We start from the raw sequence: 23,140 nt of genomic DNA, 5'->3' as shown, positions 1-23,140 counted from the left end.
GCCGTCTTTAAAGTGTGCGAGCGCAAGTAAACGCATCTTCATCTGAATGGTTTTTTGCTGGCTCGCAAGCTTTTTGAAGTCAGTGTTATTAAGGCTATTCATGGCTAAATTTCACAATAATTCATCAATCTTAATTAGATCACATTTTTACTTTAATTGGTATTAGTTGGTAATTCCTGCTTTTAATAAAACCTGGCCTTAAAAGTGTAAGTGCTTACTTATCCCAGTCTCTTTTATAAACAACCAACAGCACAAACTACGCTTCTTTATGAGAACTGTTCTCAATATTTTGTTAAATTTTAGTCGTTATTACTAAAAGGCAACAAATATGGATATCTCCCGTCGTAAGTTTATTCAATCATCTCTCGCTATATCTGCACTCACTGTACTGCCCGCTTGCTCAATGAAACGGTCGGTTGATGAACAAGGAAAGTATGTTTATGACTTAACGGCAGAGCCTTCAACCGCTGAACTCGTGACGGGGTTTGAGACTGATATTCTAGGCTTTAATGGTCAGATTCCAGCACCAACGATTCGATGTCGACAAGGTGAAAAGGTAACGATCCGTTTTACCAACAAGCTATCAGAACCGACAACTATTCATTGGCATGGTTTAAGGATTCCTATCGAAATGGATGGGGTTCCCTTCTTGAGCCAACCACCGATCATGCCAGGTGAAACATTCATTTATGAATTTACGCCACCAGATGCTGGCACGTTTTGGTATCACCCACATATGAACAGCGTTAAGCAGCTTGGTATGGGCTTGGTTGGTCTAATTATCGTTGAGGAGAGCATTCCAGTGCCGTTTGATGAAGAGCACGCACTGATGCTTAAACATTGGCATATAGATAAGAAAGGCCAATGGAAAGATCTAATGATCCCACGACTCAGTGCTCGTATGGGTACGCCAGGAGAGTGGAGTAGCGTTAATGGAATACATGAGCCTGTCTATGAGTTAAAACAACATGCAACAACCAGGCTACGTATCGCTAATGTCGACAATACGATCACTTACCCTATAGCTGTCGAAGGGGCTGAGGCATGGGTGATTGCCATTGATGGTAACCCTGTAAAAACACCTTATAAGCTGACGCAACATAAAATTGGTCCAGGGATGCGAGTGGATATTGGACTGATAGCACCCAAAGCCGGTGGGCGAGTTAGCGTCCTTCAAATGAAAGGACGCTTTCCTTTCTCTTTGTGTGAGTTCGAGGTTGTAGATTCAACCCTTGTTGAGAATCGCTCTCTGCCTTCTTTACCCCTTAATCCTGTGCCCAATTTAGATTTGGCTAATGCAGAAGAAATCGACTTTTTATTTGAATGGGAAGGGGCGGTTTCTCCAGTATCTAAAGATGGTAAATCTATGCCTAAGTTTTGGCTAACTAATAAACGAGCATGGGAGGGGATGAGCAAAGATAATATCCCTGAACCGTTGGCGACTTTAGAGCTGGGAAAAACCTATATATTCGATCTTAAGAACGTCACTCAATATCATCACCCGATTCACATTCACGGCCATACATTCACTGTATTGGAACTTGATGGGAAGAAAGTTGAAGAACCTTTCCATACTGATACAGTGTTACTTGGAAAAAATGGCCGAGCTAAAGCTGCATTTGTAGCCGACAACCCTGGCCGCTGGATGTATCATTGTCATGTTATAGAACACATGAAAACGGGTTTGATGGGATATATTGAAGTTAAGTGACACCTGTAACGTTTAATATTTGCGCATGCATTCTTAGTTTCTACCCTCGCTTTTATCGGCGTTAAAGCTAGAATATAGGGATTATTGTTTGGGAGGATTCATGGGTCAGTTATCTATTCTAGGTTTTATCGCCATCGGTGGCGCGTTTGGTGCTTGTTCACGTTACTTGATTTCAGAGTTATGCGTTGTGATGTTAGGGCGTGGTTTTCCTTACGGTACGCTGACTGTTAACGTAATTGGCTCTTTGATTATGGGATTGCTCATCGCCGCGTTTGAAAATGAGATGGTTGCGACGGAGCCGTGGAGACAAATTATCGGTCTTGGTTTCCTTGGAGCCCTGACGACATTTTCTACGTTTTCGATGGATAACGTGCTTCTTATGCAGCAGGGTGCGTTCTTCAAGATGGGGCTCAATGTACTGCTCAATGTGGTTCTCAGTATTTCAGCCGCATGGATCGGCTTCCAACTTCTGATAAAGTCTTAAAACTTTCTTACGATTTGTTAACAACTCGGCTTGGTTTATCCAAGCCGTTTTTATATACTCGATCGTACTTGTCGGAGTGCCATATGGCTGAGACCGTTAACTCGGGATCCGTTGAACCTGATCAGGCTAATACCTGCGAAGGGAACAAGAGTAGATATCTAACTAGAATCCTTCTAGAGATCTATCTCCAGATCACAACTGCATTTTCTTGCTGTGATCCCTCTTGTAGCATCTTATCCGTCAAGCATTTTTATCCCTATAAATAATGGCTAAAAGCCAAGGAAAAATGCTATGTCGAGTCGTAAACAAGCAAGACTGGAAGCGAAGAATTTCATTGATTCTTTATCCGTACAACCTTATCCAAATTCAAAAAAAGCTTATATCCAAGGATCTCGCGAGGACATTCAAGTCCCTGTACGAGAAATATCACTAGCAGATAGCCTTGTTGGTGGTACCAAAAAAGAGCCTGTATTCGAACCTAATGCACCAATTCATGTATACGACACTTCTGGTGTTTATACTGACCCTACGCACGAAATTGACCTTTACAGTGGCCTTCCTAAGTTACGAGAGCAATGGATTGAAGAGCGTGGTGATACAGAACTATTAGACGATGTAAGTTCTGTTTATACCAAAGAGCGTTTAGAAGATGAAACTCTAGACGACCTTCGTTACGGTAATCTGCCTAGAATTCGTCGCGCGACTGGCGATCAATGTGTTACTCAGTTGCACTATGCTCGTCAGGGAATTATCACTCCTGAGATGGAGTACATTGCGATACGTGAGAACATGGGACGTCAGAAATTTGCTGATGAGCAGCTAAACCACCAACACCCTGGCCATAATTTTGGCGCAAACCTGCCGAAAGAAATCACCCCTGAGTTCGTGCGTAAAGAAGTCGCTGAAGGCCGAGCTATCATTCCGTCGAACATTAACCATCCTGAATCCGAGCCGATGATTATTGGACGAAACTTCTTAGTGAAAGTGAACGCCAATATCGGTAACTCTTCAGTAAGTTCTTCGATTGAAGAAGAAGTTGAGAAGCTAGTATGGTCAACTCGTTGGGGTGGAGATACCGTGATGGACCTTTCTACTGGCCGTAATATCCACGAGACTCGTGAATGGATCCTACGTAATAGCCCAGTGCCGATTGGTACGGTTCCTATGTATCAGGCGCTTGAGAAAGTGAATGGCGTAGCCGAAGACCTTAACTGGGAAGTGATGCGCGATACTTTGATTGAACAAGCGGAGCAGGGCGTTGATTACTTCACTATCCATGCTGGTTTGCTTCTTCGTTATGTTCCTATGACGGCTAAGCGTGTGACAGGTATTGTTTCTCGTGGTGGCTCTATTATCGCGAAATGGTGTCTTGCACATCACCAAGAAAGCTTCCTATACACACACTTCCGCGAGATCTGTGAGATCTGTGCGAAGTACGATGTGGCTTTGTCACTAGGTGACGGCCTACGTCCTGGCTCTATTGCAGATGCCAATGATGAGGCTCAGTTCTCGGAGTTACGTACTCTAGGTGAGTTAACTAAAGTGGCTTGGGAATACGATGTTCAGGTGATCATTGAAGGTCCTGGACATGTACCTATGCATCTTATTAAAGAGAACATGGATGAGCAGTTAGAGCACTGCCATGAAGCGCCTTTCTATACGTTAGGCCCGCTGACCACTGATATTGCACCGGGTTATGACCACATTACCTCTGGTATTGGCGCGGCGATGATTGGTTGGTACGGCTGTGCGATGCTTTGTTATGTAACACCTAAAGAGCATTTGGGCTTACCAAATAAAGAAGATGTGAAGACTGGCTTGATTACTTACAAGCTGGCAGCACATGCAGCAGACTTGGCAAAAGGGCATCCGGGCGCACAAATCCGAGATAATGCATTATCTAAAGCTCGTTTTGAATTCCGTTGGGAAGACCAATTTAATCTAGCTTTAGATCCAGAAACAGCCCGTTCTTTCCACGATGAAACCCTGCCACAAGAATCGGGCAAGGTTGCTCACTTCTGCTCTATGTGTGGACCTAAATTCTGTTCAATGAAGATCTCTCAAGAAGTTCGAGAGTACGCGAAAGACACTGAACAAGTGGCTGCTGATCAGGCTATCGAGATTAAGATGCTTGATAATCCGTTGGAAGGGATGCGTCAGAAATCACAAGAGTTCCGTGATACTGGCTCTGAACTTTATCACTCAGCAGTAGGCGCAAAAGAAGCTCAATTAGAGGAATAATGACAGTGAAGATTCTTATCCCATCTCAAAATATTGAGCTAACGGGAGAGGTGCAAAGCTGTCTATTGGTTGCTAAGCGACAAGGCTTGGCAACCGATGCAGTTGAGTTGGGTGTAAGCCCAACTCAATGCTTCTCTATCGTTGATGCTCAGCAAGCGTTATCTATTGGTTTTGCTCATGATGTTGATTCATTGGCGGAGTGTCGCTCAAGTGAGCTTGATCATATCGTTTATTACAGTCATTCAGTGGCGCTAGCTGGTGTCCGCGATGCCTTGGCACAAACTCCGAATACCATCTATATCGGTGTCTTAGATGACTCAGCTGCATTGGATATCTGGTCACAGCTAGATTCTAATCGTGCTATCAAGAGTGAAACTCCAGCTCATCAGGAGTTAGATAGTCGTGGCCACTTTGCTTGGTTACTTACTTTGTTGGCGTTGGAATTCCCATTAGAAGATGCACTGGTTTTAGCTCGCGCAGCATCTAGTGTTTCACGTGGAACATGGCCAGCAAACTATCAAAACTTTCCTATTCCCGTTCTCGAAGATGAGCGACTGGATATTAGTGTTGGTTGGGCGCACCAAGGAACATCACTGTCGTTCCCGGAATTGAGTAAGAGTAGCCTAGGACTATACCCAGTGGTTGATGATGTTGAGTGGATCGAAAGGCTGCTCAAGCTTGGAATTAACACAGTTCAACTGCGTATTAAGAACCCACAGCAAGCAGATTTAGAACAACAAATCGCGCGATCTATCGAACTCGGTAGAGAGCACAACGCTCAGGTTTTTATCAATGACTATTGGCAATTGGCACTTAAGCATGATGCTTTTGGTGTTCATTTGGGGCAAGAGGACATCGAAGAATCCAACCTATCTCAACTGAGCCAAGCTGGTATTAAGATCGGTCTATCGACTCATGGTTATTACGAGTTGCTACGCATTGTGCAAATCAACCCAAGCTATATTGCGCTGGGGCATATATTCCCAACCACCACTAAGCAGATGCCATCGAAGCCTCAAGGACTTGTGCGTTTATCTCTCTATCAGCAGCTGATTGATACTATCCCATACACAGAAGAACTCACCGGTTATCCGACAGTTGCGATTGGTGGAATTGACCAGTCGACGGCCGCACAGGTGTGGAGTTGTGGGGTATCGAGCCTTGCTGTTGTACGTGCGATTACGTTAGCCGAAGAACCAAAGCAAGTGATTGAGTTCTTCGAAGCATTAATGGCTGACCGTTCTTCAGGTGCTGCTAAAGAGGTAACTCAGGAGCTAAGTCATGCTGAATGATTTCGAATTCATTCGTTATCAACGACAAATTGCGTTACCTGAAGTCGGTGAGCAAGGGCAACGAAACCTATTAAACAGCCATGTGTTAGTGATTGGTTGTGGTGGCTTAGGCAATGCTGCCGCTCTTTACCTTGCGGCTTCGGGGGTCGGAAAGATCGTGTTGGTTGATGATGACTGTGTGGATTCGTCTAACCTGCAACGACAGGTCGCGTTCAAAGAAAGTCAGTTAGGTTCGCCTAAAGTCGAAGCTATGAAGCAACAACTGACTGAGCTCAATAGTCGCAGTCAAGTTAGAACCATCAATCAGCGAATGAGTGACAGTCAGCTTGAACTTGAAGTGATGCTCGCTGATTTGGTGTTGGATTGTACTGACAACTTTGCGTCACGCCAGCAGGTTAACCAAGCGTGTTTCGGCAGTAATACACCTTTGATTTCTGGATCTGCAATCGGTTGGAAAGGCCAGTTTATTGTCTTTGATTATCAGAATCAGAAAGGGTGCTATCACTGTTTGTTTCCGTTCAGTCATCATCCACAAACGACTCGTTGTAGTGATAGCGGCGTCATAGGCCCGGTTGTTGGCACCATAGGTAACCTTCAAGCTTTGGCTGCTATTCAACGTTTAACTCGTGGTGAGTTTCAGGTAGCAACACACCAGCTCAAACTGTTCGATGGCCAAACGATGAACTGGCAAAACTTAATGGTCACTCAAGATAATGAATGTTCCGTGTGCAGTGCGTCTGCAGTTAAGCATTTAGAAGAAGAAATCCAATGAGTCATATAACGATCTCTATAAACGGGCAACCAGAACAGGTCGCGCACTTGTCGTCTCTAGCGGACATTATCCAAGCTCTATCATTACCTGATCTAGGTTGTGTATTTGCAATCAATAATGCGGTTGTCCCGCGCAGCCAGTGGCAACAAACTGTCGTCAATGAAGGCGATGCTATTTCTCTTTTCCAAGCCATTGCAGGAGGCTAACCATGTTAACTATCGCTGATAAAACGTTTCAATCACGACTCTTCACTGGAACCGGGAAGTTCGCAAACAAGCATTTGATGGCGAGTGCTATTGAAGCTTCAGGTTCGCAACTGGCAACCATGGCGTTGAAGAGAGTCGATATTCGCTCTGAGCAAGACGACATTTTACAACCAATCATTGATGCTGGCGTGAACTTGCTACCGAATACCTCTGGGGCGAAGAGTGCAAAAGATGCCGTCTTTGCTGCGCATTTGGCTCGTGAAGCGCTAGGCACAAACTGGCTTAAACTGGAAATTCACCCAGATCCAAAGTACTTGATGCCAGACCCAATTGAGACGCTTAAAGCTGCTGAGCAACTGGTTAAAGATGGTTTTGTTGTGTTGCCTTACTGCCATGCCGATCCAGTATTGTGTAAACGCTTGGAAGAGGTGGGTTGCGCTGCAGTTATGCCGCTGGGCGCACCTATTGGTTCAAATAAGGGTATTGCGTCTGCAGACTTCTTAGAGATCATTATCGACCAAGCGAATGTCCCTGTGATTGTGGATGCAGGCATAGGCGCACCATCGCATGCTGCTCGTGCAATGGAAATGGGCGCAGACGCTGTGTTAGTGAATACTGCGATTGCGGCTTCTCAACAACCCGTCGATATGGCGATTGCCTTTAAGCTGGCAGTTGAAGCGGGTCGTATGGCTTACCTTGCTGGGCTTGCAGGAAAAGTATCTCACGCGGTTGCTTCGAGCCCGTTAACTTCATTTCTAGACGAGTAGTGTACCTATGACGTTTGTTGATCGATTTAAACAGCTCAACTGGGATGACATTGGTATGTCTATCTTCAGTAAAACGGCAGCGGATGTTGAACGTGCTCTGAGTAAACCCAAACGTGACTTAGAAGACTTTAAGGCTCTGATCTCTCCGGCGGCAGAACCTTACTTAGAGCAGATGGCACAACAGTCGTTGGCGCTAACTCGTAAGCGATTTGGCAATACAATGTCGCTTTACATTCCTTTGTACCTCTCGAATCTATGCGCTAATGCGTGCACGTATTGTGGCTTCTCAATGGAGAACCGTATCAAACGTCGCACGCTTACTTTGGATGAAATTGATGCCGAAAGTGCGGCTATCAAAAAGATGAAGTTCGATAGCGTTTTGTTAGTCACCGGTGAACATGAAACTAAGGTCGGGATGAATTACTTTCGACAGGTGTTGCCGAATATCAAAAAGCAATTCAACTACCTTGCGATGGAAGTGCAGCCGCTTGATCAACATGATTACGCAGAGCTTAAAACTCTCGGCCTAGATGCTGTAATGGTTTACCAAGAGACTTATCAGCCAAGAACTTACGCTGAGCATCATCTACGTGGCAATAAAATGGATTTTGAATACCGTCTTGAAACCCCTGATCGCCTAGCAAAGGCGGGGATAGATAAGATAGGTATTGGCGCTTTGATTGGATTGGAAGATTGGCGAACCGACTGCTTTTTTGTTGCTGCTCACTTAGATTACTTAGAGCGTACTTATTGGCAAACACGTTACTCAATTTCATTCCCACGTCTTCGTCCGTGTGAGGGTGGAGACTCTGGTGGTGGATTACAGCCTAAATCAATCATGAACGATAAACAGCTGGTTCAGCTTATCTGCGCATATCGACTCTTGAATCCTGAGGTCGAGTTATCCCTTTCGACCCGTGAATCGGCAACTTTCCGCGATAACGTGTTGCCTTTGGGTATCACCAGTATGTCGGCAGCTTCGAAAACCCAACCCGGTGGTTATGCTTCGGGTGAGGAAGAACTCGAGCAGTTTGAGATCAGTGACGAGAGAAGTGCTGCTGATGTTGAGTCGATGATTCGTCAGCGTGGTTTCGACCCAGTGTGGCGAGACTGGCACAGTGCCTATTCTGGTTAATCAACATATTGGTTGATGTTCCACGTGAAACATCGATGTAATGATACAGGCAAATAAAAACGGCTACCTTTGGGTAGCCGTTTTGCTATTTGCTATTTAACCTAGCAAGCTCATTTTGGTTCAGTTAACAGCTTAGCGAAGCATTAAGCGTGAGCCAATGGAGTGGTTGATTGGCGTAACCATTCCAATGTATCACCTTCAACTAATGGGCTAACGTCGTTCCAAACTTTCTGATGGTAGTCGTTCAGCCACGCCAGTTCAGGTCGTGTTAGCAAATCAACATTGATGTTGCGCTTATCGATAGGGCAACGTGTTAGCGACTCAAAGGTTAGTACTGAGAAATCACCTTGAGTTGGAAGTTCAACAACCAGTTCTAGGTTCTCGATACGGATACCAAATTCATCAGCACGGTAGTAACCCGGCTCGTTTGATAACACCATACCTTCAACAAGAGGTACGTCGATCAGCTTCTTAGAGATGCTTTGCGGTCCTTCATGAACACTTAGGAAATGACCAACACCGTGACCAGTACCGTGGTCGTAATCGAAGCCTTCTGCCCATAAGTGCTGACGCGCTAGGATATCTAGTTGGAAACCACGAGTTCCCTGAGGGAAACGTGCACGTGCAATGCCGATATGACCTTTAAGTGCTAGCGTGAACTGCTGGATCATTTCGTCGCTTGGTTGGCCAATCGCGATAGTACGAGTGATGTCGGTTGTGCCGTCTAGGTACTGACCGCCTGAATCGACTAGGTACAGAGTATTCATCTCTAACTGACCTGGTTCAGGTTGATTCTCATGGTTGTAGTGACACATTGCTGCGTTACCGCCTGCAGCTGAAATCGTGTCAAAACTTAGGTCCATCAATGTTGGGTCTTGCTCACGGAATGATTGTACTTTGTCAGCCAATACCGCTTCGTTGTGTAGGTTACCTTGCGCGACTTCTGCATCAATCCAAGATAGGAATTTCGCCATCGCAACACCATCACGAATGTGACACGCTTTCATGCCGGCAATTTCAGTTTCATTCTTTGCTGCCTTTGGCATTAGACATGGGTCTGCTGCTTCAATGAGATGAGCGCCAGCGTTTTGTAGAACCAGCGTGTACCAAGCGTTACTGGTACCTGAATCGACAGATACATTTTTGCCTTCCAAAGATTGAAGGCGTGCTTCAAGCTCAGATGGGTGAGAAACGCGAATACCATTACCAACGTGAGCTTCAAAGCCAGCCGGGATGCGTGCTGGGTCTAGGAAGAAATCGACGCTTTCATCGGCGTGAATGATCGCGTTGGATAACACAACAGGTAGGCGAGATACGTCCAAGCCACGAATGTTAAGCAACCAACATATTGAGTCAAGCTCGGTAAGGATAGCGGCGTCCGCACCTTTTGCTTTTAGTAAGCCAGCAATCTCCGCGCGCTTACTCTCGCTTGATTGACCAACGGCGTTTGTTGCCATTAAGCGCACATCAGACACGACAGGCTCAGGGCGATCAGACCAAAGCTCATCAATTGGGTTTGCTGGGAGCGTTGTTAGCTCAACTTTCTCTGCTAGTTTTGCTTGTGCGCCTTTCAGCCAAGCTGCTGTGTGCATGCGTGGGTCGAATGCAACCTTACTACCTTGTGGCAATGAATTGATGATCCAATCTAAAGCCGGTTCTTCAATAAGGTGGCGATACTCAAATAACTCTACTGGCACTTGCTTACGAACCTGAACGGTGTAGCGACCATCAACAAAAATAGCAGCAGTTTCACGAGTGATAACAGCGGCACCTGCAGATCCAGTGAAACCTGTTAACCAGTGAAGTCGCTCGTTATGAGCGGGAACGTATTCACCTAGATATTCGTCTTCGTGTGGAATGATAACGGCATCTAGGTTGTTTGTTTCAAGCCAAGCTCGAACCGCAGCAACGCGTTCAACAGTGATATTATGCATCTGTGTTTATCCTTATTGTTAGGGTCCTTGTTAACACTCACAGTCGATATATATGCGAGGGGACTTATTAGGTCAATAAGCTAGCGCTTTTGTTCGTTTGCTGCAAACGCTGTACGCCATTTTTATCTAAGGTGCAGAGTTTTTTCTTTGATGATATCTCGTAGCCAAGTTAATGCTGGGTCATTTTCTCTGTCACGGTGCCAAAACAGAGTGTATGCCATCGGAGGAAATTCCATTGGTAAAGGCACAACCACTAAGTCGAGTTGTTTAGCGACGAGGTAAGTAAAGTGGCTTGGTGCGGTAAACACAAAGTCGGTATAGGTACACAAGCTTGCTGCACTATTGAAGTCTGGAACAGAAATAGCGATATCTCGCTGATGACCAAGATCAGCCAGTTTGTAGTCGAGCAGCCATCGATCGTTCCCATCACATCTTACTTGTACATGACGCTGCGCAAGGTAGGTTCCCAAATCCCATTTACCACTTAGAGCAGGGTGGTTACGCCTTAATACACACATCTGTGCATCACGGTAGATCTCTTGTTCGCAGATGTCGTCTGGCGGCAGCATGGTTAAGCGCGCGTCGTTGATGTCGATGTCTTTACCTGTGAGTCCGATATCTAACTCACCAAGCTGTAGCTTCTTAAAGGTTTGTTCGGTCCACGCGTGGGTGTTGATATTAACCTTAGGTGCTTGTCGAAATATCGCCGGTAAGAAGTGAGGAAGAATCAGCGGGTAAACACTCTCAACGGCAGCAATGTGAAAACTATGGTCGCTGTTGTTGGGAATGAATGTCTCAGGCTGAGTGAGAACATCAAGTTGGTTGATCAACGTTTCTAACCGAGGCTTAAGGAAAACAGCTTTCGGTGTTGGACGTAGGCCATGAGCACTTCGTGTGAAAAGGGGGTCATTAAATTGTTCACGAAGCTTGGCTAGCGACTTACTCACAGCCGATTGACTCAAGCACAATCGATGCGCAGTGCGAGTGACACTCAGCTCTTCCATCAGCACCTGCAAGCAAACCAATAGATTGAGGTCGAGGCGTGATAGTTTCTCGATATTCATGTGAGTTTCCTATTTGGAATAATGCTAATGAGTATATGCCATTTTTGTTCATATCTTTAGTTGGTTATTATGCACCTAAATTAACTCATTCGGAGAATCTTGTGCCTTCTAACGCGCTTCCAACCCCTAGTAAACTGCAGGTTGCTTTATTGGCAATGCTGGTTCTATTTAGCCCTCTGGCTATAGATATTTATCTTCCAGCTCTGCCACAAATTTCAACAGCGTTTCACGTGGAACACGCACTAGCACAAGATACGATTACTTGGTTTTTATTCGCCATGGGTGTCGGGCAATTATTTGCAGGCCCTTTGGCTGATAAGTTAGGACGTCGAACCGTTGCATTGGGAGGTGTTAGTATCTATGCATTGAGTGCTTGCTTGGCGTGGGCATCTCAATCGATTGATATGATGCTAATAGCTCGGCTGCTACAAGGCTTAGGAGCTTGTGCGACTTCTGTAGCAGCCTTTGCGACGGTTCGCGATCTATTTGGCCCTGAGAAGAGTGGCCGTATGATCAGTTACCTCAATGGTGCCATTTGCTTTATTCCTGCACTAGCACCGATTCTGGGTGCTTGGTTAACTCAACAGTTTGGCTGGCGCTCGAACTTCAGCTTCATGGCTGTGTTCGCTGTCGTGGTTGGCACCATTTTGTTTTTCCAAATGAAAGAGTCTAATCCGGCGACAGAAAAGGTCGCGGTGTTCAAACTTGAGCGTTACTGGTCGGTATTGAAAACACCATCATTCATCTTCCATGCAACTTTGTGCTTAATGGCGATGGCAGTAATCCTTGCTTACGTTACCTCTGCACCTGTTGTGCTGATGGAAAACCTAGGTTTGACGATGAATGAGTTTACATTCTGGTTTGGCATCAACGCGGTTATCAACATCACGGCTGCATTCACTGCGCCGAAGTTTATGGATCGTTTTGGTACTTACAAAGCATTGGTTGTCGGTATTTCAACGCTTGGCTTAGCGGGTGTGGTTATGTTGGTGCTTGCTGAGCATGCTAGCGCGATCGCATTCATGCTGCCGATTTTCCTATCTTCAGTTGGCTTCGCTTGGATTCTTGGTGCCGCAGCCGGTAAGGCACTTGAACCTTTTGGTGACCGTGCGGGTACCGCAGCTGCGTTGCTTGGCTTGTTCCAAATGAGTGGTTCAGGACTGCTTGTTGGTACGATGCAACGTCTTGATTTAACGTCTCAAGTGATGATTGCTCTGCAAATGTTCCTTATTGTTCCTGCATTGTTAGTGCTTGCGAGCAAAGCGGGTAAGTCGTGGCACACGACGTTTGCTAAGGCATAAGTCTCAAGGGTGACAAAATATACAAATGGCGGTTTGCGAAACGTTAAAACATGGTATATTTGTCACTCATTGAAACGTTAGTCCCCAACGGAAAATACTGTAATGTCATTAACAACCTACGAAATGGCGCGCATCTTAGAACAAATGGAAGATGCACCTGAAAAGGTCATGTTTGGTAAATTGCTTAAAGAGCTAGGAAACCAAAGTGAAGAGCGTATTCGCAGTGCGGCAAAACAAGTTCCAATTGATACTTTGCGAGATATCATTTACCAATTTCAACGCGTGGTTGAATCTCGTAAAGGTGAACAAGTTCAGCTACTAGCAAAAGAGCTAGCCGAGCAAGGTATCTCTGCTGAAGAGCTACAAGCTTTTCTAAACAAGTAACAAGTAGTTTATTCCAGATAAAAAGAAACCACTCAATTGAGTGGTTTTTTGCGTTTTGGACCTATGTAAATTTAGAGACCATGGAAAAGAGGTTTAGTTTTTGAACTGCGCTTTTAAGATTCTATCAAGTGAAAATGGTCCAGCTCCCCATACCACGACGATAAGAATCATTAATCCCCAAAGCTGATGATCATAGAAGCCTTGTGCCCACAATACAGGGTATGACACGACGGCCATGATATTGAAAACGAACAGCACTGCAGCCATTGGTCGGGTTAACAAGCCAAGCGCTAAGAATACCGGCAGAATCAATTCAGCTGCGGTACCCATGTAAGCGGCCAATTCCCAAGGCAAAAGAGGCACTTGGTATTCCAATTCAAACAAGTAAAGGGTGCTATCCCAAGTGGCTATTTTGGTGAGTCCTGAATTAAAGAAGACCCACGCCACCCATAGGCGACAAAACAGAAGTAGTACGGGAACAAAAAGTGCCTGTGATTTCTCAATCAAACTGTCGTATTGAGCCATCATGTTCGTGGCTGTGTTGTTATCCATATTATGTCTCCAATTCGGCATTAATTGAAAAGCCTGAGATGACGTTTAGTGTCATGACAGTATTCAGATGTTGTAGTAGTAAAGGATCGATTGCTGAGAGTGTTCGACCTGATTGCAATTCAGTGAGGAGTTGGTGGCTCTCTTCACTCAAACTATGGCTCTCAACCTGTGAATTCTCAGCTCGGATTAACACCCCAAATTCAGCTTGGTTGATGTCTAGCCCATCAAGTTGCTGCTGATAGATGGCGTGTTCAAGCGCGATAATCGTGTAACTAGAATGAATCAGTGTTATTGAATCTTTGAGATGAAAGACTAAAGCGCCTTGTTGCTCTTGTGGTACATCTGCAAGGCAAGAAAGAGGTCTCTGGTCGACATGTGCTTGTGACGAAAACCTTACCAAGCTATCTTTCTGCCATTCATACAAAGCCACTTCACCGAGATAAGGTGCAGCCTCAATAACGGCAGGAAAGGCTTGGATAGTCTGTTCAAAGTGTTCACCGTAACCACTGACATCACCAGAGGTCGATGGATAATGTAAGACATGTTGACGAGCCATCTGTTGGAAGCACTCTTCACCAACCAACATTTCAGTGAGTGGGTAGGTTGCTGCCAGAACTTCGCTCAAGCTGATCACAAAGTTATTACGGTAAATCTGGATGCGTTGTTCATCGGTAAAATGGTCGCTCACTATGTCGCAGTACTCACCATTGTTTTGATAGCGTAGGGCGTTAGCAAACTCCAATTGAACCTCTGCTAGGGAGTGGCTCATGAGGCGCGACTCCTTTGGTTGAACTTGTCGTGTTGATACAAGATATCACTGGCTTTGGTTGCTTCAGCCAATAAAACTTGTGGCTCTGGGATATCGAGATCCCACTCAATCAAGGTATGGCGCAAACCATGTTGTGCAACCCAGTCAGTGTAGAGTTTCCACACTTCGTCACAGACAGGTTTACTGTGTGTGTCTATCCAGATCTCACCTTGTTCAAGCTTCTTTTTGGTAAAACCTGCCAAGTGAATCTCTTCAACTTTGTCTGCTGGTATTCCGTTTAAGTACTCTTCACAACTAAAGCCATGATTAAAAGATGAGACGAAAATATTATTGAAATCGAGCAGTAGGCGACACTCAGTACGCTTTTGTACCTCAGCCAAAAACTCCCACTCAGGAATAGTAGAATGCTTGAAGGATAGGTAGCTCGATGGGTTCTCAATCAACATCGGGCGTTGCAAGCTGTCTTGAACCTCGATGACATTACGACAGAAGACTTCCAATGCTTCTTCTGTGTAAGGCAGCGGTAGCAAGTCATTGAAGTAATGACCACCTGTCTGACTCCAACTGAGATGATCAGAAACCAAGAAGGGTTCGATATCATCAATGAGCTCTTTTAATTGCACAAGATGATGTTGATTGATGCGCTCAGCAGAACCTAGCGACAACCCAACACCGTGACAACTGATGTTGTGTGCGTGACGAATTTCTCTGAGTTGTTGTCGTTGCGGTGATTGAGCTAAGAAGTAGTTCTCGCTGTGAACTTCTAACCAACTTACTAAGGCTGGATTTTGGCTAAAGAAGTCCAAGTGCGGTGTTCTAAGGCCAACCCCTGCGTAGGGGTGAAGAGTTTGAGTCACAACGATTCTCCTAACAAGAAGTGGAGGTGAGCTGAATGTCAGCTCACCATACTAAGCAGCTCAATTATGATGATTGAGTGTTACCACCTGATAATTTGCCACATAGCCCTTTAGGTACGACTACGAACGCATCGGATTGGTTGTCTTCTTTTGCTGTACCCGCACATGAGCTTGTTTTGGTTGCACAATCATTTTGGCCAGCTTTTGCCACGCCGTAGCATTTTTCTTTTGCTGCTGCTTCCGCAGGTGCTGATGTAAGAACTGCACCGCCGAACGCTAGTACACTTGTGATTGCAGCTGTAACAGCAAGATTAGAATTTTTCATAGTCATTCCCTCTAGGACTTAATAGTATTTTCATATCGCAGGTTAATGGATTGTTAACTTGCTTACTAAAAAGGATTGGAACAACCGGGAAATAATTTCACGGTATTATAAAAATTATCAATATTAATGATGTTTAATCTCTTAAGTTATTGAATTAATGATGTTAATTTTTGATTGTTTTTTCTTCTTATTATCCTAAACGCAGCCTAGTGTTTAGGTTATAATCAACTTTTATGTATAAATACCCAGTAGTGAGCATATCCAATGATAGATCCTTCGCTTTTACTCGATGGCCTAAACGATAAACAACGTGAGGCGGTCGCGGCACCTTTAGAAAACCTACTTATTCTGGCAGGTGCAGGCAGTGGTAAAACGCGAGTGTTGGTGCATCGTATCGCTTGGCTGCAAAGCGTAGAGCAAGCATCACCGTTCTCTATTATGTCGGTTACCTTCACCAACAAAGCGGCAGCAGAGATGCGTGGTCGTATTGAAGAGTTGATGATGGGTAGTTCGTCAGGCATGTGGAACGGCACCTTCCATGGTATCTGTCACCGCATCCTTCGTGCTCACTACCTAGATGCAAAACTGCCAGAAGATTTCCAGATCATTGATTCTGATGATCAGATTCGTTTGCTACGCCGCTTAATCAAGGCGCAAAACCTCGATGAAAAGCAGTGGCCTGCTAAGCAAGCTTCTTGGTGGATCAATGGCAAGAAAGACGAGGGGTTACGCCCAAGTCACATTGACGCCTACCATGATCCAATAACTCAAACGTGGTTAAAGATCTATTCTGCTTACCAAGAAGCATGTGACCGTGCTGGTTTGGTCGACTTTGCGGAAATCTTGCTGAGATCGCATGAACTATTACGCGATAAGAAACACATTCGAGAGCATTACCAAGCACGCTTTAAGCATATCCTTGTCGATGAATTCCAAGATACCAACAACATCCAATACGCTTGGCTTCGGATGATGGCTGGCCCAGATTGTCGCGTGATGATCGTAGGTGATGATGACCAATCTATCTATGGTTGGCGTGGTGCGAAGATCGAAAATATTCAGAAGTTCTTGGATGAATTCCCAGGAGCTTCGACGGTTCGACTTGAACAAAACTACCGTTCAACTAAAACCATTCTGCAGGCGTCGAACGAGCTTATCTCGAACAACACCGAACGTATGGGTAAAGAGCTGTGGACCGATGGTAACGATGGCGAGCCAATCTCTGTGTACTCAGCTTATAACGAGCTAGATGAAGCACGTTTCACGGTCAGCAAAATCAAAGAGTGGCAAGAGAAAGGCGGTGCGTTAGAAGATACCGCGATGCTTTATCGTAATAACGCCCAATCTCGTGTTCTTGAAGAAGCTTTGATCCAAGGTGGTCTACCTTACCGAATCTACGGCGGCATGCGATTCTTCGAGCGTCAAGAAATCAGAGACGCCTTGAGCTACATGCGCCTCATGAGCAACCGCAGTAATGATGCCGCGTTTGAACGTGTGGTTAATACGCCAACGCGTGGCTTGGGTGATAAAACGTTAGAAACGATTCGTCTTGCTGCTCGTGATCGTGGTGCAACCATGTGGGAAGCCAGTGTTGCTTTGATAGAAGAGCAAGTGCTACCCGGTCGTGCTGCGGGCGCATTAAGTCGTTTTATCGAGCTGATTAATGCGCTTGAAGATGACACGTTGGAACTTAGCCTGCATGAACAAACCGACCACGTGATTAAATCGTCGGGTCTGTTTGCTATGTACGAGCAAGAGAAGGGTGAGAAGTCGAAGGCACGTATCGAGAACTTGGAAGAATTGGTAACGGCAACGCGCCAGTTTGAAAAGCCGGAAGAAGCGGATGAGATGAGCATGCTGACGGCGTTCTTAACTCACGCAGCTTTGGAAGCGGGTGAAGGTCAGGCCGATGAGTTTGACGATGCGGTTCAGTTAATGACTTTGCACAGTGCTAAAGGCCTAGAGTTTCCAATGGTGTTCATGGTGGGTGTCGAAGAAGGCATGTTCCCAAGCCAGATGTCGGCCGAAGAAGCGGGGCGTTTAGAAGAAGAGCGTCGCCTGTGTTACGTAGGCATGACCCGTGCGATGGAGAAGCTTTACATCACTTATGCTGAGATGCGTCGTCTGTACGGTCAGGACAAATATCATAAGCCATCACGTTTTATTCGTGAGCTGCCAGAAACCTGTCTGGATGAAGTGCGTATGAAAGCGCAAGTCAGCCGCCCTGCAAGCAGTGGTCGCTTTAGCCAAACCGCTGTGAAAGAGAACTTCAATGAAACAGGCTTTAGCTTGGGCTCTCGCGTGAAGCACCCTAAGTTTGGTGAAGGCACCATCATCAACTTCGAAGGAAGTGGCCCACAAAGCCGAGTTCAAGTGGCGTTTAATGGTGAAGGGATTAAGTGGTTAGTAACGGCTTACGCGCGTTTAGAGCAGCTTTAATCTATTACTTTAATATCTAAAAAGCAGTTTGGTCTTTAAAAACCGTTCAGCTTTCAAAAGTAATCCGCATTAAAAACAGAAAGAGCAGCCAATGGCTGCTCTTTTTTATTGCTCGAAACCAGTCTAAATAGGCAGGTTCCGAGCTTAAGGCATTCCTGCCTAGAAAGGAGACTTACAGTGCTGCAAGTGCCGCTTCGTAGTTTGGTTCTTCAGTGATCTCTGCAACCAACTCGCTGTGTGTTACCACACCTTTTTCATCAACAACGACAACTGCACGTGTAGTTAGGCCTGATAGCGGACCTTCAGCAATCGCTACGCCGTAGTCTGATGCGAATGTAGGAGAACGGAAAGTCGAAGCGTGTTGAACGCCTTCAATGCCTTCTAGTTCGCAGAAGCGACCCGCAGCAAATGGTAGGTCAGCAGAAATACAAACAACAACCGTGTTCTCAAGTTCTGCCGCTTTTGCGTTGAACGTACGTACGCTCGTTGCACAAGTTGCTGTGTCGATGCTTGGGAAGATGTTTAGAACCACTTTCTTACCTTCAAGAGAAGCAAGAGTCAGTTCAGAAAGATCGCCTGCAGCAAGTGCAAAGCTTGGTGCCTGTTCGCCAGTTTGTGGGAATGTGCCAGTTAGCGGTACAGCAGCGCCTTTGAAGGTAACGTGTGACATGAATTTGTCCTTAATTTAATTATGGTTATGAAACTAGTTGAGCCTAGTAAGACTTACGTTACTCGGAAGTGGTTAAGAAGTGAATGGTTAAGAAGTGAATGCTTTAAATGTCAGAATTGTAATTAAAGGTCTTTGATTTATTTGTTTGAGATAGGAATAAGTGAAACGACAGATAAAGAAAAACCCCGAGAGCTTGCGCTCATCGGGGTCTATAGTCTTACTCGCAGCAATCCGGCTACTAAGTGTGCTCCATGCATCAAATCCATGATAGTGTGCTGTTATCCTTCAGCGTATTCCTTTCGTCGCCTTCCTAGCGGTGTCCTTGATCTTATCCTGATCTGCCAACAATCCTCGTTAGCGCGCGTCACTTGTTCCTTGAGCGGTGTCCTTTACATCATCCTGATGTTCAGTCCTTTCCTCGTCCAGAGGTGTCCATTGTCTTTCCTTAGTAGCAACCATCCTAGTTACTATTGCGTCCATTCAATGTCCATTTCGCTATCCATGCCGATTATTCATCCTGAGTAATCGAATCTTCATCCTGAAGATAACCAAGTCCTTGGCGTTTCCTGTTCCGTGTCAGCATCCTTCCGACACCATTCATATTACCGATTCCTTATTTATCAGCAATGGTGCATAAGCGAATTTCTATATAATTATTTGAATGATAAATGTACGTATTGTTTTATTTCAATTGGTTACAATATCTAGGTGCTTAATTTCGCAGTTAAATATCGATATTTACTCACTGCCTTGTGAGAGATCTCGCACAAGACAGGGAGTAAAAAGGGAGTATTTTCCCTTATTGGCCAATGGCAGCACCTTCACGACGAGGGTCTGCAGCACCTTCTAGACCATCTTTTGTGATGCGAATAGCGTGTAAACCCGAGTTAAGATCGCGAACGTTGACCTCAAATCCCATCTTTTCTAGCTCAGGTTTGAAGTTTTCCGCTGATGTTCCTTTTTCCAAATCTAAGGTACCGAAGCGGTTTAGGAAGTGTGGTTGATTGATGGCTTGCTGAATATCCATGTCCCATTGGGTATGAGCAATGATCGCTTGTGCCACATAACCTATGATACGGCTGCCTCCCGGAGAGCCAATTGCCATGTAAGGTATATCGTCTTGCATGATGATGGTCGGTGCCATTGAAGAGCGCGGACGCTTACCCGGTTCAAGTCGGTTCGCGATAGGTTTGCCATCGTTATGAGTCTTGAATGAGAAGTCGGTTAGTTCGTTATTGAGTAGGAAACCTCTAACCATCAAACGTGAGCCAAAGGCATTCTCAATAGTGGTAGTCATCGATACGACATTGCCATCACTATCGACAATGTTGAAGTGGCTGGTGGACGGCAACTCAATAGAAACATCTTGGCTTCTCTGCATCGCATGATCCCACGGTGGGGTGCCTGAAGGTGCGCTGTCTAATGCCTTACCTGCGGTAATTAACTGAGCACGCTCCTGCAAATAGTCAGTATTCACTAACCCTTGGGTTGGCATAGGCACATAATCTTGGTCTGCCATGTACATACCACGGTCTGCAAAGGCTAAGCGAGAAGCGTCTGCTAACACTTGCCAAGATTTTGCGTCGTTTGGCCCCCATGATTTGAGGTCAAACTGCTCAGTCATTGCAAGGATTTGTCCAACCGTTAACGCACCTGAACTTGGTGGCCCCATTCCGCAAATATCGTAGCTTTCATAAGCAGAACAAACCGGTTCGCGCTGCTTGATCGAATAGGCGTCGAAATCTTTCTGTGCCAATACGCCCGGGTTACCTTTCGCTGTTTGTACTGTGTTAATGATGTCGGCAGAAATCTCACCTTGGTAGAAAGCTTTAGCACCATCCTTCGAGATAGCGTGTAACGTTGCCGCGTATTCAGGGTTCTTAAGTTGCGTGCCAGCGGCTTTCGGGCTGCCATCGGCATTGAAGAAGTAGGCTTTAGTTGTCGCAAAGCGGCTCAGACGTTCTTGGTCGTTTTCGATCAAGGTGGCTAAACGTGGGCTGATAGTAAAACCTTCTTCAGCTAACTGAGCGATAGGTTTAATCAGTGATGCCCATTCGAGCTTGCCGTATTTCTGGTGAGTGTCCCACAGCAATTGCACCGTGCCCGGCGTGGCAACAGAACGACCGCCAACCACGGCATCATAGAATTTAAGCGGTTGTCCGTTTTCGTCTTGGAATAGACGTGGGGTGGCATCAAGTGGCGCAGTTTCACGGCCATCGTAGGTCTTGAGCTGTTTGTCTTTGCCATCAAAATAGACAAGGAACGCGCCGCCACCAATACCTGATGACTGAGGTTCCACTAAGCCAAGCATAAGCTGCACGGCAACCATGGCGTCAATTGCGTTACCACCACGGGCAAGTACATCAGCACCGGCTTGTGTTGCAAGAGGGTTGGCTGCGGTGACCATCCAATCGTTGGCTTTAACGAGTTGTTTGGTTTCTAAACCACTACTTTGTTCGGGTGCGACGGAATCGGCAGCTTGATTTGCCCAACTGACGTGAGAGGCAAAAAGTAGGGTAGAAGTGGCGAGGGTTGTTAGTTTTGTTTTCCACTGCATGATCTTCTCCTTTTAATATGCAGAGCTAGATTGGCAGCGGAAAGATTAGATAGCCAGTGCGTTGTTAACGAATTGTAATCTTGATTCGAATTTAAGCGATTAAACCGGACAGCGACTGCCAAAGAATACTCGCGCCAATCAGGCTGAATAGCACGCCACATAAGCCATCGATGTATACCGTTGCTTCGCTAAGTTTCTTCTGTAGAGCCTTAGTCGAAAGCATCCACGCCAGTAGTGAAAACCAAAACAGAGACAGACCAAACAAGATAATAAGCGCAAAGCCTTTACCTGATAGAGACATGTCGGCAGGCACTAAGCTCGACATCAAGCTAATAAAGAACACCAAAGCTTTTGGGTTGAGAATATTGGTCGCAAACCCTTTCGAAAATGCCTGACGCTTGTTGGTCAGAATCAGATCTTTGGCATTGACTGTATCGTCTTCATCGTCGTGGTTCTGAATGATTTGCCAGGTTGCTTTAAGGGCACCGTAGCCTAAGTACAGCAAGTAGCTACCGCCAGCCAATTGGATAATGGCAAATAGGGTTGGTTGCTGGTGGACGAGGTAACTGATTCCCGTCAGGCTGAGCAGTGAGTGCAGTAAGATCCCGCAGGATAAACCAAGCGCAATATACAAGCCTGTTTGTCTACCATGGCGTGTCGCATTTTGCACGACTAACGCAAAGTCTGGGCCGGGGCTCATCAAAGCGATGAAGTGGATAGAGGCTAGGGTGATCAGTATGGTGACTTCGTTCATCGTCAGTTCTCAATAACGTTGCCGCTATTATTAAATAAGTAATCGTATTGAGCGTAGCTTACCGCGATTTGAAATCGAGCAATTGTAAATTATCAACACTTAGTTGATTTGTGAGGGTGGTACGCCGAATGTGGTTTTGAATGCCTTGGAGAAGTGTGCTTGATCATAGAAGCCTACTTGGTGCGCGACTTTAGTACCACAGATCCCAGATTTAATCAGGCGCATGCTCTGTTCCATACGTAAACGGCTCAGCCACGCGTAAGGGGTGATGCCCATTCTGTTCTTAAAGTGGCGTTGGAATTGAGTTGTGGTTAAGCCGCACAGCTCAGACAGTTGTTCTAATCGCACTGGCTGGTCCAAATTCGCCATCAAATAGTCTTTGAGTGTATTAATCGATTGATTACCCAGTTTGATGTCACTCTTCGATCCAAATTTTGCATACCGATCGACAATCGTTGAGAACCCCTCGAATGGTAAGCAATCTTGGGCGAGTTGGCTGATGTTTGGATTGATAAGCAGCCCATGGAGGTTACGCAATTGTAAAAAAGTCGCTTGATCGGAGAGGATCAACTCAGAAAAGCTTAAAGCGTGACCATTTTTCCTGTGATCGGCAAGATCGCCCAGCCACTGTGGCGAGACAGCAAACACACTCACTTGGTAGCCAGATTGTAGCTTTGAATGGCCATCGTGCAGTTCATCAGGTGGCATCATCACCACTTGCCCAGCGCCAGCGTGGTAGCTCGTCCCTTTATAGACAAACTTTTGCTGACCCTGAGTGATTAGGCCGATATGAAAGTCCAAATGATAGTGGCGTTGAAAGGCAAACTCTTGGTATTGAGCTCGGATCAGGCTGATATCTTGGCTAGGTGTCGAGTAGTAGTGGACTTTATCCATGGCATAAAAAAGCTTGGTCAAATAGTCATCAA

The 23,140-nt window shown here is 45.6% G+C and carries 21 protein-coding genes and 1 riboswitch; of the genes, 11 read left to right on the top strand and 10 right to left on the bottom strand.

Annotated features, from left to right (window positions below):
* Window positions 1-328: 328 nt before the first annotated feature.
* The 8 genes from AB6E78_RS17950 to thiH all read left to right on the top strand — a co-directional run bounded on the left by AB6E78_RS17950 (window position 329) and on the right by thiH (window position 8,608).
* A complete protein-coding gene (locus tag AB6E78_RS17950) occupies window positions 329-1,711 on the top strand; it encodes a multicopper oxidase family protein (protein ID WP_372098575.1) in 1,383 nt (460 codons plus the stop codon).
* Window positions 1,712-1,811: 100 nt separating this feature from the next.
* Window positions 1,812-2,195, top strand: a complete 384-nt coding sequence (gene crcB / locus AB6E78_RS17945; protein WP_004736665.1) for a fluoride efflux transporter CrcB — start codon at window positions 1,812-1,814, stop codon at window positions 2,193-2,195.
* 62 nt (window positions 2,196-2,257) lie between these two features.
* Window positions 2,258-2,356, top strand: a riboswitch (TPP riboswitch).
* Window positions 2,357-2,486: 130 nt separating this feature from the next.
* Window positions 2,487-4,436 (top strand): phosphomethylpyrimidine synthase ThiC, encoded by a 1,950-nt coding sequence (thiC, locus tag AB6E78_RS17940; protein ID WP_372112602.1) that lies wholly within the window; start codon window positions 2,487-2,489, stop codon window positions 4,434-4,436.
* Window positions 4,436-5,728: a thiamine phosphate synthase gene (locus AB6E78_RS17935; protein WP_372112604.1), complete on the top strand. Its 1,293-nt coding sequence runs from the start codon at window positions 4,436-4,438 to the stop codon at window positions 5,726-5,728. Before thiC ends, AB6E78_RS17935 begins: the two co-directional genes overlap by 1 nt.
* Window positions 5,718-6,500, top strand: coding sequence for a ThiF family adenylyltransferase (locus tag AB6E78_RS17930; protein ID WP_372112606.1), 783 nt, complete (start codon window positions 5,718-5,720; stop codon window positions 6,498-6,500). Before AB6E78_RS17935 ends, AB6E78_RS17930 begins: the two co-directional genes overlap by 11 nt.
* A complete protein-coding gene (gene thiS / locus AB6E78_RS17925; protein WP_372112608.1) occupies window positions 6,497-6,706 on the top strand; it encodes a sulfur carrier protein ThiS in 210 nt (69 codons plus the stop codon). Before AB6E78_RS17930 ends, thiS begins: the two co-directional genes overlap by 4 nt.
* Window positions 6,707-6,708: 2 nt before the next feature.
* On the top strand, window positions 6,709-7,473 hold the full coding sequence (locus AB6E78_RS17920) for a thiazole synthase (RefSeq protein WP_004736659.1): 765 nt from the start codon (window positions 6,709-6,711) through the stop codon (window positions 7,471-7,473).
* Window positions 7,474-7,480: 7 nt separating this feature from the next.
* Window positions 7,481-8,608 carry a 2-iminoacetate synthase ThiH gene (gene thiH / locus AB6E78_RS17915; protein WP_004736658.1) on the top strand — a complete coding sequence of 376 codons (1,128 nt, stop codon included), beginning with the start codon at window positions 7,481-7,483 and terminating at the stop codon, window positions 8,606-8,608.
* A 143-nt stretch (window positions 8,609-8,751) separates the two neighbouring features.
* Here the strand turns inward: thiH and AB6E78_RS17910 are convergent, their stop codons facing one another.
* Window positions 8,752-10,542: an aminopeptidase P family protein gene (locus AB6E78_RS17910; protein WP_372112611.1), complete on the bottom strand. Its 1,791-nt coding sequence runs from the start codon at window positions 10,540-10,542 to the stop codon at window positions 8,752-8,754.
* A 122-nt stretch (window positions 10,543-10,664) separates the two neighbouring features.
* Window positions 10,665-11,606 (bottom strand): LysR substrate-binding domain-containing protein, encoded by a 942-nt coding sequence (locus AB6E78_RS17905; protein WP_004736656.1) that lies wholly within the window; start codon window positions 11,604-11,606, stop codon window positions 10,665-10,667.
* A 101-nt stretch (window positions 11,607-11,707) separates the two neighbouring features.
* Here AB6E78_RS17905 and AB6E78_RS17900 point away from each other — a divergent pair, with 101 nt between their 5' ends.
* Window positions 11,708-12,907 carry a multidrug effflux MFS transporter gene (locus AB6E78_RS17900; protein WP_372112613.1) on the top strand — a complete coding sequence of 400 codons (1,200 nt, stop codon included), beginning with the start codon at window positions 11,708-11,710 and terminating at the stop codon, window positions 12,905-12,907.
* A gap of 102 nt (window positions 12,908-13,009) precedes the next feature.
* The gene (locus AB6E78_RS17895; protein ID WP_004736654.1) at window positions 13,010-13,291 is read left to right on the top strand and encodes a hypothetical protein; all 282 of its coding nucleotides are present in this window, start codon (window positions 13,010-13,012) and stop codon (window positions 13,289-13,291) included.
* A 93-nt stretch (window positions 13,292-13,384) separates the two neighbouring features.
* On the opposite strand, the gene AB6E78_RS17890 is transcribed toward AB6E78_RS17895, so the two are convergent.
* The 4 genes from AB6E78_RS17890 to AB6E78_RS17875 form a co-directional block, all read right to left on the bottom strand.
* A complete protein-coding gene (locus AB6E78_RS17890) occupies window positions 13,385-13,843 on the bottom strand; it encodes a DoxX family protein (protein ID WP_372112615.1) in 459 nt (152 codons plus the stop codon).
* Between the two features lies 1 nt (window position 13,844).
* Complete coding sequence (locus AB6E78_RS17885; protein ID WP_372134017.1) at window positions 13,845-14,612, bottom strand: DNA-binding domain-containing protein; 768 nt, start codon at window positions 14,610-14,612, stop codon at window positions 13,845-13,847.
* Window positions 14,609-15,469 carry a DUF692 domain-containing protein gene (locus AB6E78_RS17880; protein ID WP_372134016.1) on the bottom strand — a complete coding sequence of 287 codons (861 nt, stop codon included), beginning with the start codon at window positions 15,467-15,469 and terminating at the stop codon, window positions 14,609-14,611. Before AB6E78_RS17880 ends, AB6E78_RS17885 begins: the two co-directional genes overlap by 4 nt.
* Window positions 15,470-15,533: 64 nt before the next feature.
* A complete protein-coding gene (locus AB6E78_RS17875) occupies window positions 15,534-15,794 on the bottom strand; it encodes a DUF2282 domain-containing protein (protein WP_004736650.1) in 261 nt (86 codons plus the stop codon).
* Between the two features lie 264 nt (window positions 15,795-16,058).
* On the opposite strand from AB6E78_RS17875, the gene uvrD reads away from it, so the two are divergent.
* Entirely contained in the window at window positions 16,059-18,233 is a 2,175-nt protein-coding gene (uvrD, locus tag AB6E78_RS17870; protein WP_017061325.1) for a DNA helicase II, read from the top strand.
* Window positions 18,234-18,405: 172 nt separating this feature from the next.
* On the opposite strand, the gene tpx is transcribed toward uvrD, so the two are convergent.
* From tpx to AB6E78_RS17850, 4 genes are all read right to left on the bottom strand, one after another.
* Complete coding sequence (gene tpx, locus AB6E78_RS17865) at window positions 18,406-18,903, bottom strand: thiol peroxidase (protein ID WP_136977131.1); 498 nt, start codon at window positions 18,901-18,903, stop codon at window positions 18,406-18,408.
* A 799-nt stretch (window positions 18,904-19,702) separates the two neighbouring features.
* Window positions 19,703-21,460, bottom strand: a complete 1,758-nt coding sequence (gene ggt / locus AB6E78_RS17860; RefSeq protein ID WP_108209640.1) for a gamma-glutamyltransferase — start codon at window positions 21,458-21,460, stop codon at window positions 19,703-19,705.
* A 91-nt stretch (window positions 21,461-21,551) separates the two neighbouring features.
* Window positions 21,552-22,214: a LysE family translocator gene (locus tag AB6E78_RS17855; RefSeq protein ID WP_372112619.1), complete on the bottom strand. Its 663-nt coding sequence runs from the start codon at window positions 22,212-22,214 to the stop codon at window positions 21,552-21,554.
* A gap of 99 nt (window positions 22,215-22,313) precedes the next feature.
* A complete protein-coding gene (locus tag AB6E78_RS17850) occupies window positions 22,314-23,108 on the bottom strand; it encodes an AraC family ligand binding domain-containing protein (RefSeq protein ID WP_372112621.1) in 795 nt (264 codons plus the stop codon).
* Window positions 23,109-23,140 lie beyond the last annotated feature (32 nt).

This window comes from Vibrio sp. 10N.247.310.98 (assembly GCF_041467395.1).
Classification (GTDB): Bacteria; Pseudomonadota; Gammaproteobacteria; order Enterobacterales; family Vibrionaceae; genus Vibrio; species Vibrio crassostreae_C.
Note: the sequence above shows the minus strand (reverse complement) of the source record. Positions and strands in the feature narration are given on the sequence as shown.

Bases quoted from the DNA above. Each gene is read 5' to 3' on its own strand.
- AB6E78_RS17950 (WP_372098575.1), top strand. From the start codon at position 329: ATGGATATCTCCCGTCGTAAGTTTATTCAATCATCTCTCGCTATATCT.
- crcB (WP_004736665.1), top strand. From the start codon at position 1,812: ATGGGTCAGTTATCTATTCTAGGTTTTATCGCCATCGGTGGCGCGTTT.
- thiC (WP_372112602.1), top strand. From the start codon at position 2,487: ATGTCGAGTCGTAAACAAGCAAGACTGGAAGCGAAGAATTTCATTGAT.
- AB6E78_RS17935 (WP_372112604.1), top strand. From the start codon at position 4,436: ATGACAGTGAAGATTCTTATCCCATCTCAAAATATTGAGCTAACGGGA.
- AB6E78_RS17930 (WP_372112606.1), top strand. From the start codon at position 5,718: ATGCTGAATGATTTCGAATTCATTCGTTATCAACGACAAATTGCGTTA.
- thiS (WP_372112608.1), top strand. From the start codon at position 6,497: ATGAGTCATATAACGATCTCTATAAACGGGCAACCAGAACAGGTCGCG.
- AB6E78_RS17920 (WP_004736659.1), top strand. From the start codon at position 6,709: ATGTTAACTATCGCTGATAAAACGTTTCAATCACGACTCTTCACTGGA.
- thiH (WP_004736658.1), top strand. From the start codon at position 7,481: ATGACGTTTGTTGATCGATTTAAACAGCTCAACTGGGATGACATTGGT.
- AB6E78_RS17910 (WP_372112611.1), bottom strand. From the start codon at position 10,542: ATGCATAATATCACTGTTGAACGCGTTGCTGCGGTTCGAGCTTGGCTT.
- AB6E78_RS17905 (WP_004736656.1), bottom strand. From the start codon at position 11,606: ATGAATATCGAGAAACTATCACGCCTCGACCTCAATCTATTGGTTTGC.
- AB6E78_RS17895 (WP_004736654.1), top strand. From the start codon at position 13,010: ATGTCATTAACAACCTACGAAATGGCGCGCATCTTAGAACAAATGGAA.
- AB6E78_RS17890 (WP_372112615.1), bottom strand. From the start codon at position 13,843: ATGGATAACAACACAGCCACGAACATGATGGCTCAATACGACAGTTTG.
- AB6E78_RS17885 (WP_372134017.1), bottom strand. From the start codon at position 14,612: ATGAGCCACTCCCTAGCAGAGGTTCAATTGGAGTTTGCTAACGCCCTA.
- AB6E78_RS17875 (WP_004736650.1), bottom strand. From the start codon at position 15,794: ATGAAAAATTCTAATCTTGCTGTTACAGCTGCAATCACAAGTGTACTA.
- uvrD (WP_017061325.1), top strand. From the start codon at position 16,059: ATGATAGATCCTTCGCTTTTACTCGATGGCCTAAACGATAAACAACGT.
- tpx (WP_136977131.1), bottom strand. From the start codon at position 18,903: ATGTCACACGTTACCTTCAAAGGCGCTGCTGTACCGCTAACTGGCACA.
- ggt (WP_108209640.1), bottom strand. From the start codon at position 21,460: ATGCAGTGGAAAACAAAACTAACAACCCTCGCCACTTCTACCCTACTT.
- AB6E78_RS17855 (WP_372112619.1), bottom strand. From the start codon at position 22,214: ATGAACGAAGTCACCATACTGATCACCCTAGCCTCTATCCACTTCATC.
- AB6E78_RS17850 (WP_372112621.1), bottom strand. From the start codon at position 23,108: ATGGATAAAGTCCACTACTACTCGACACCTAGCCAAGATATCAGCCTG.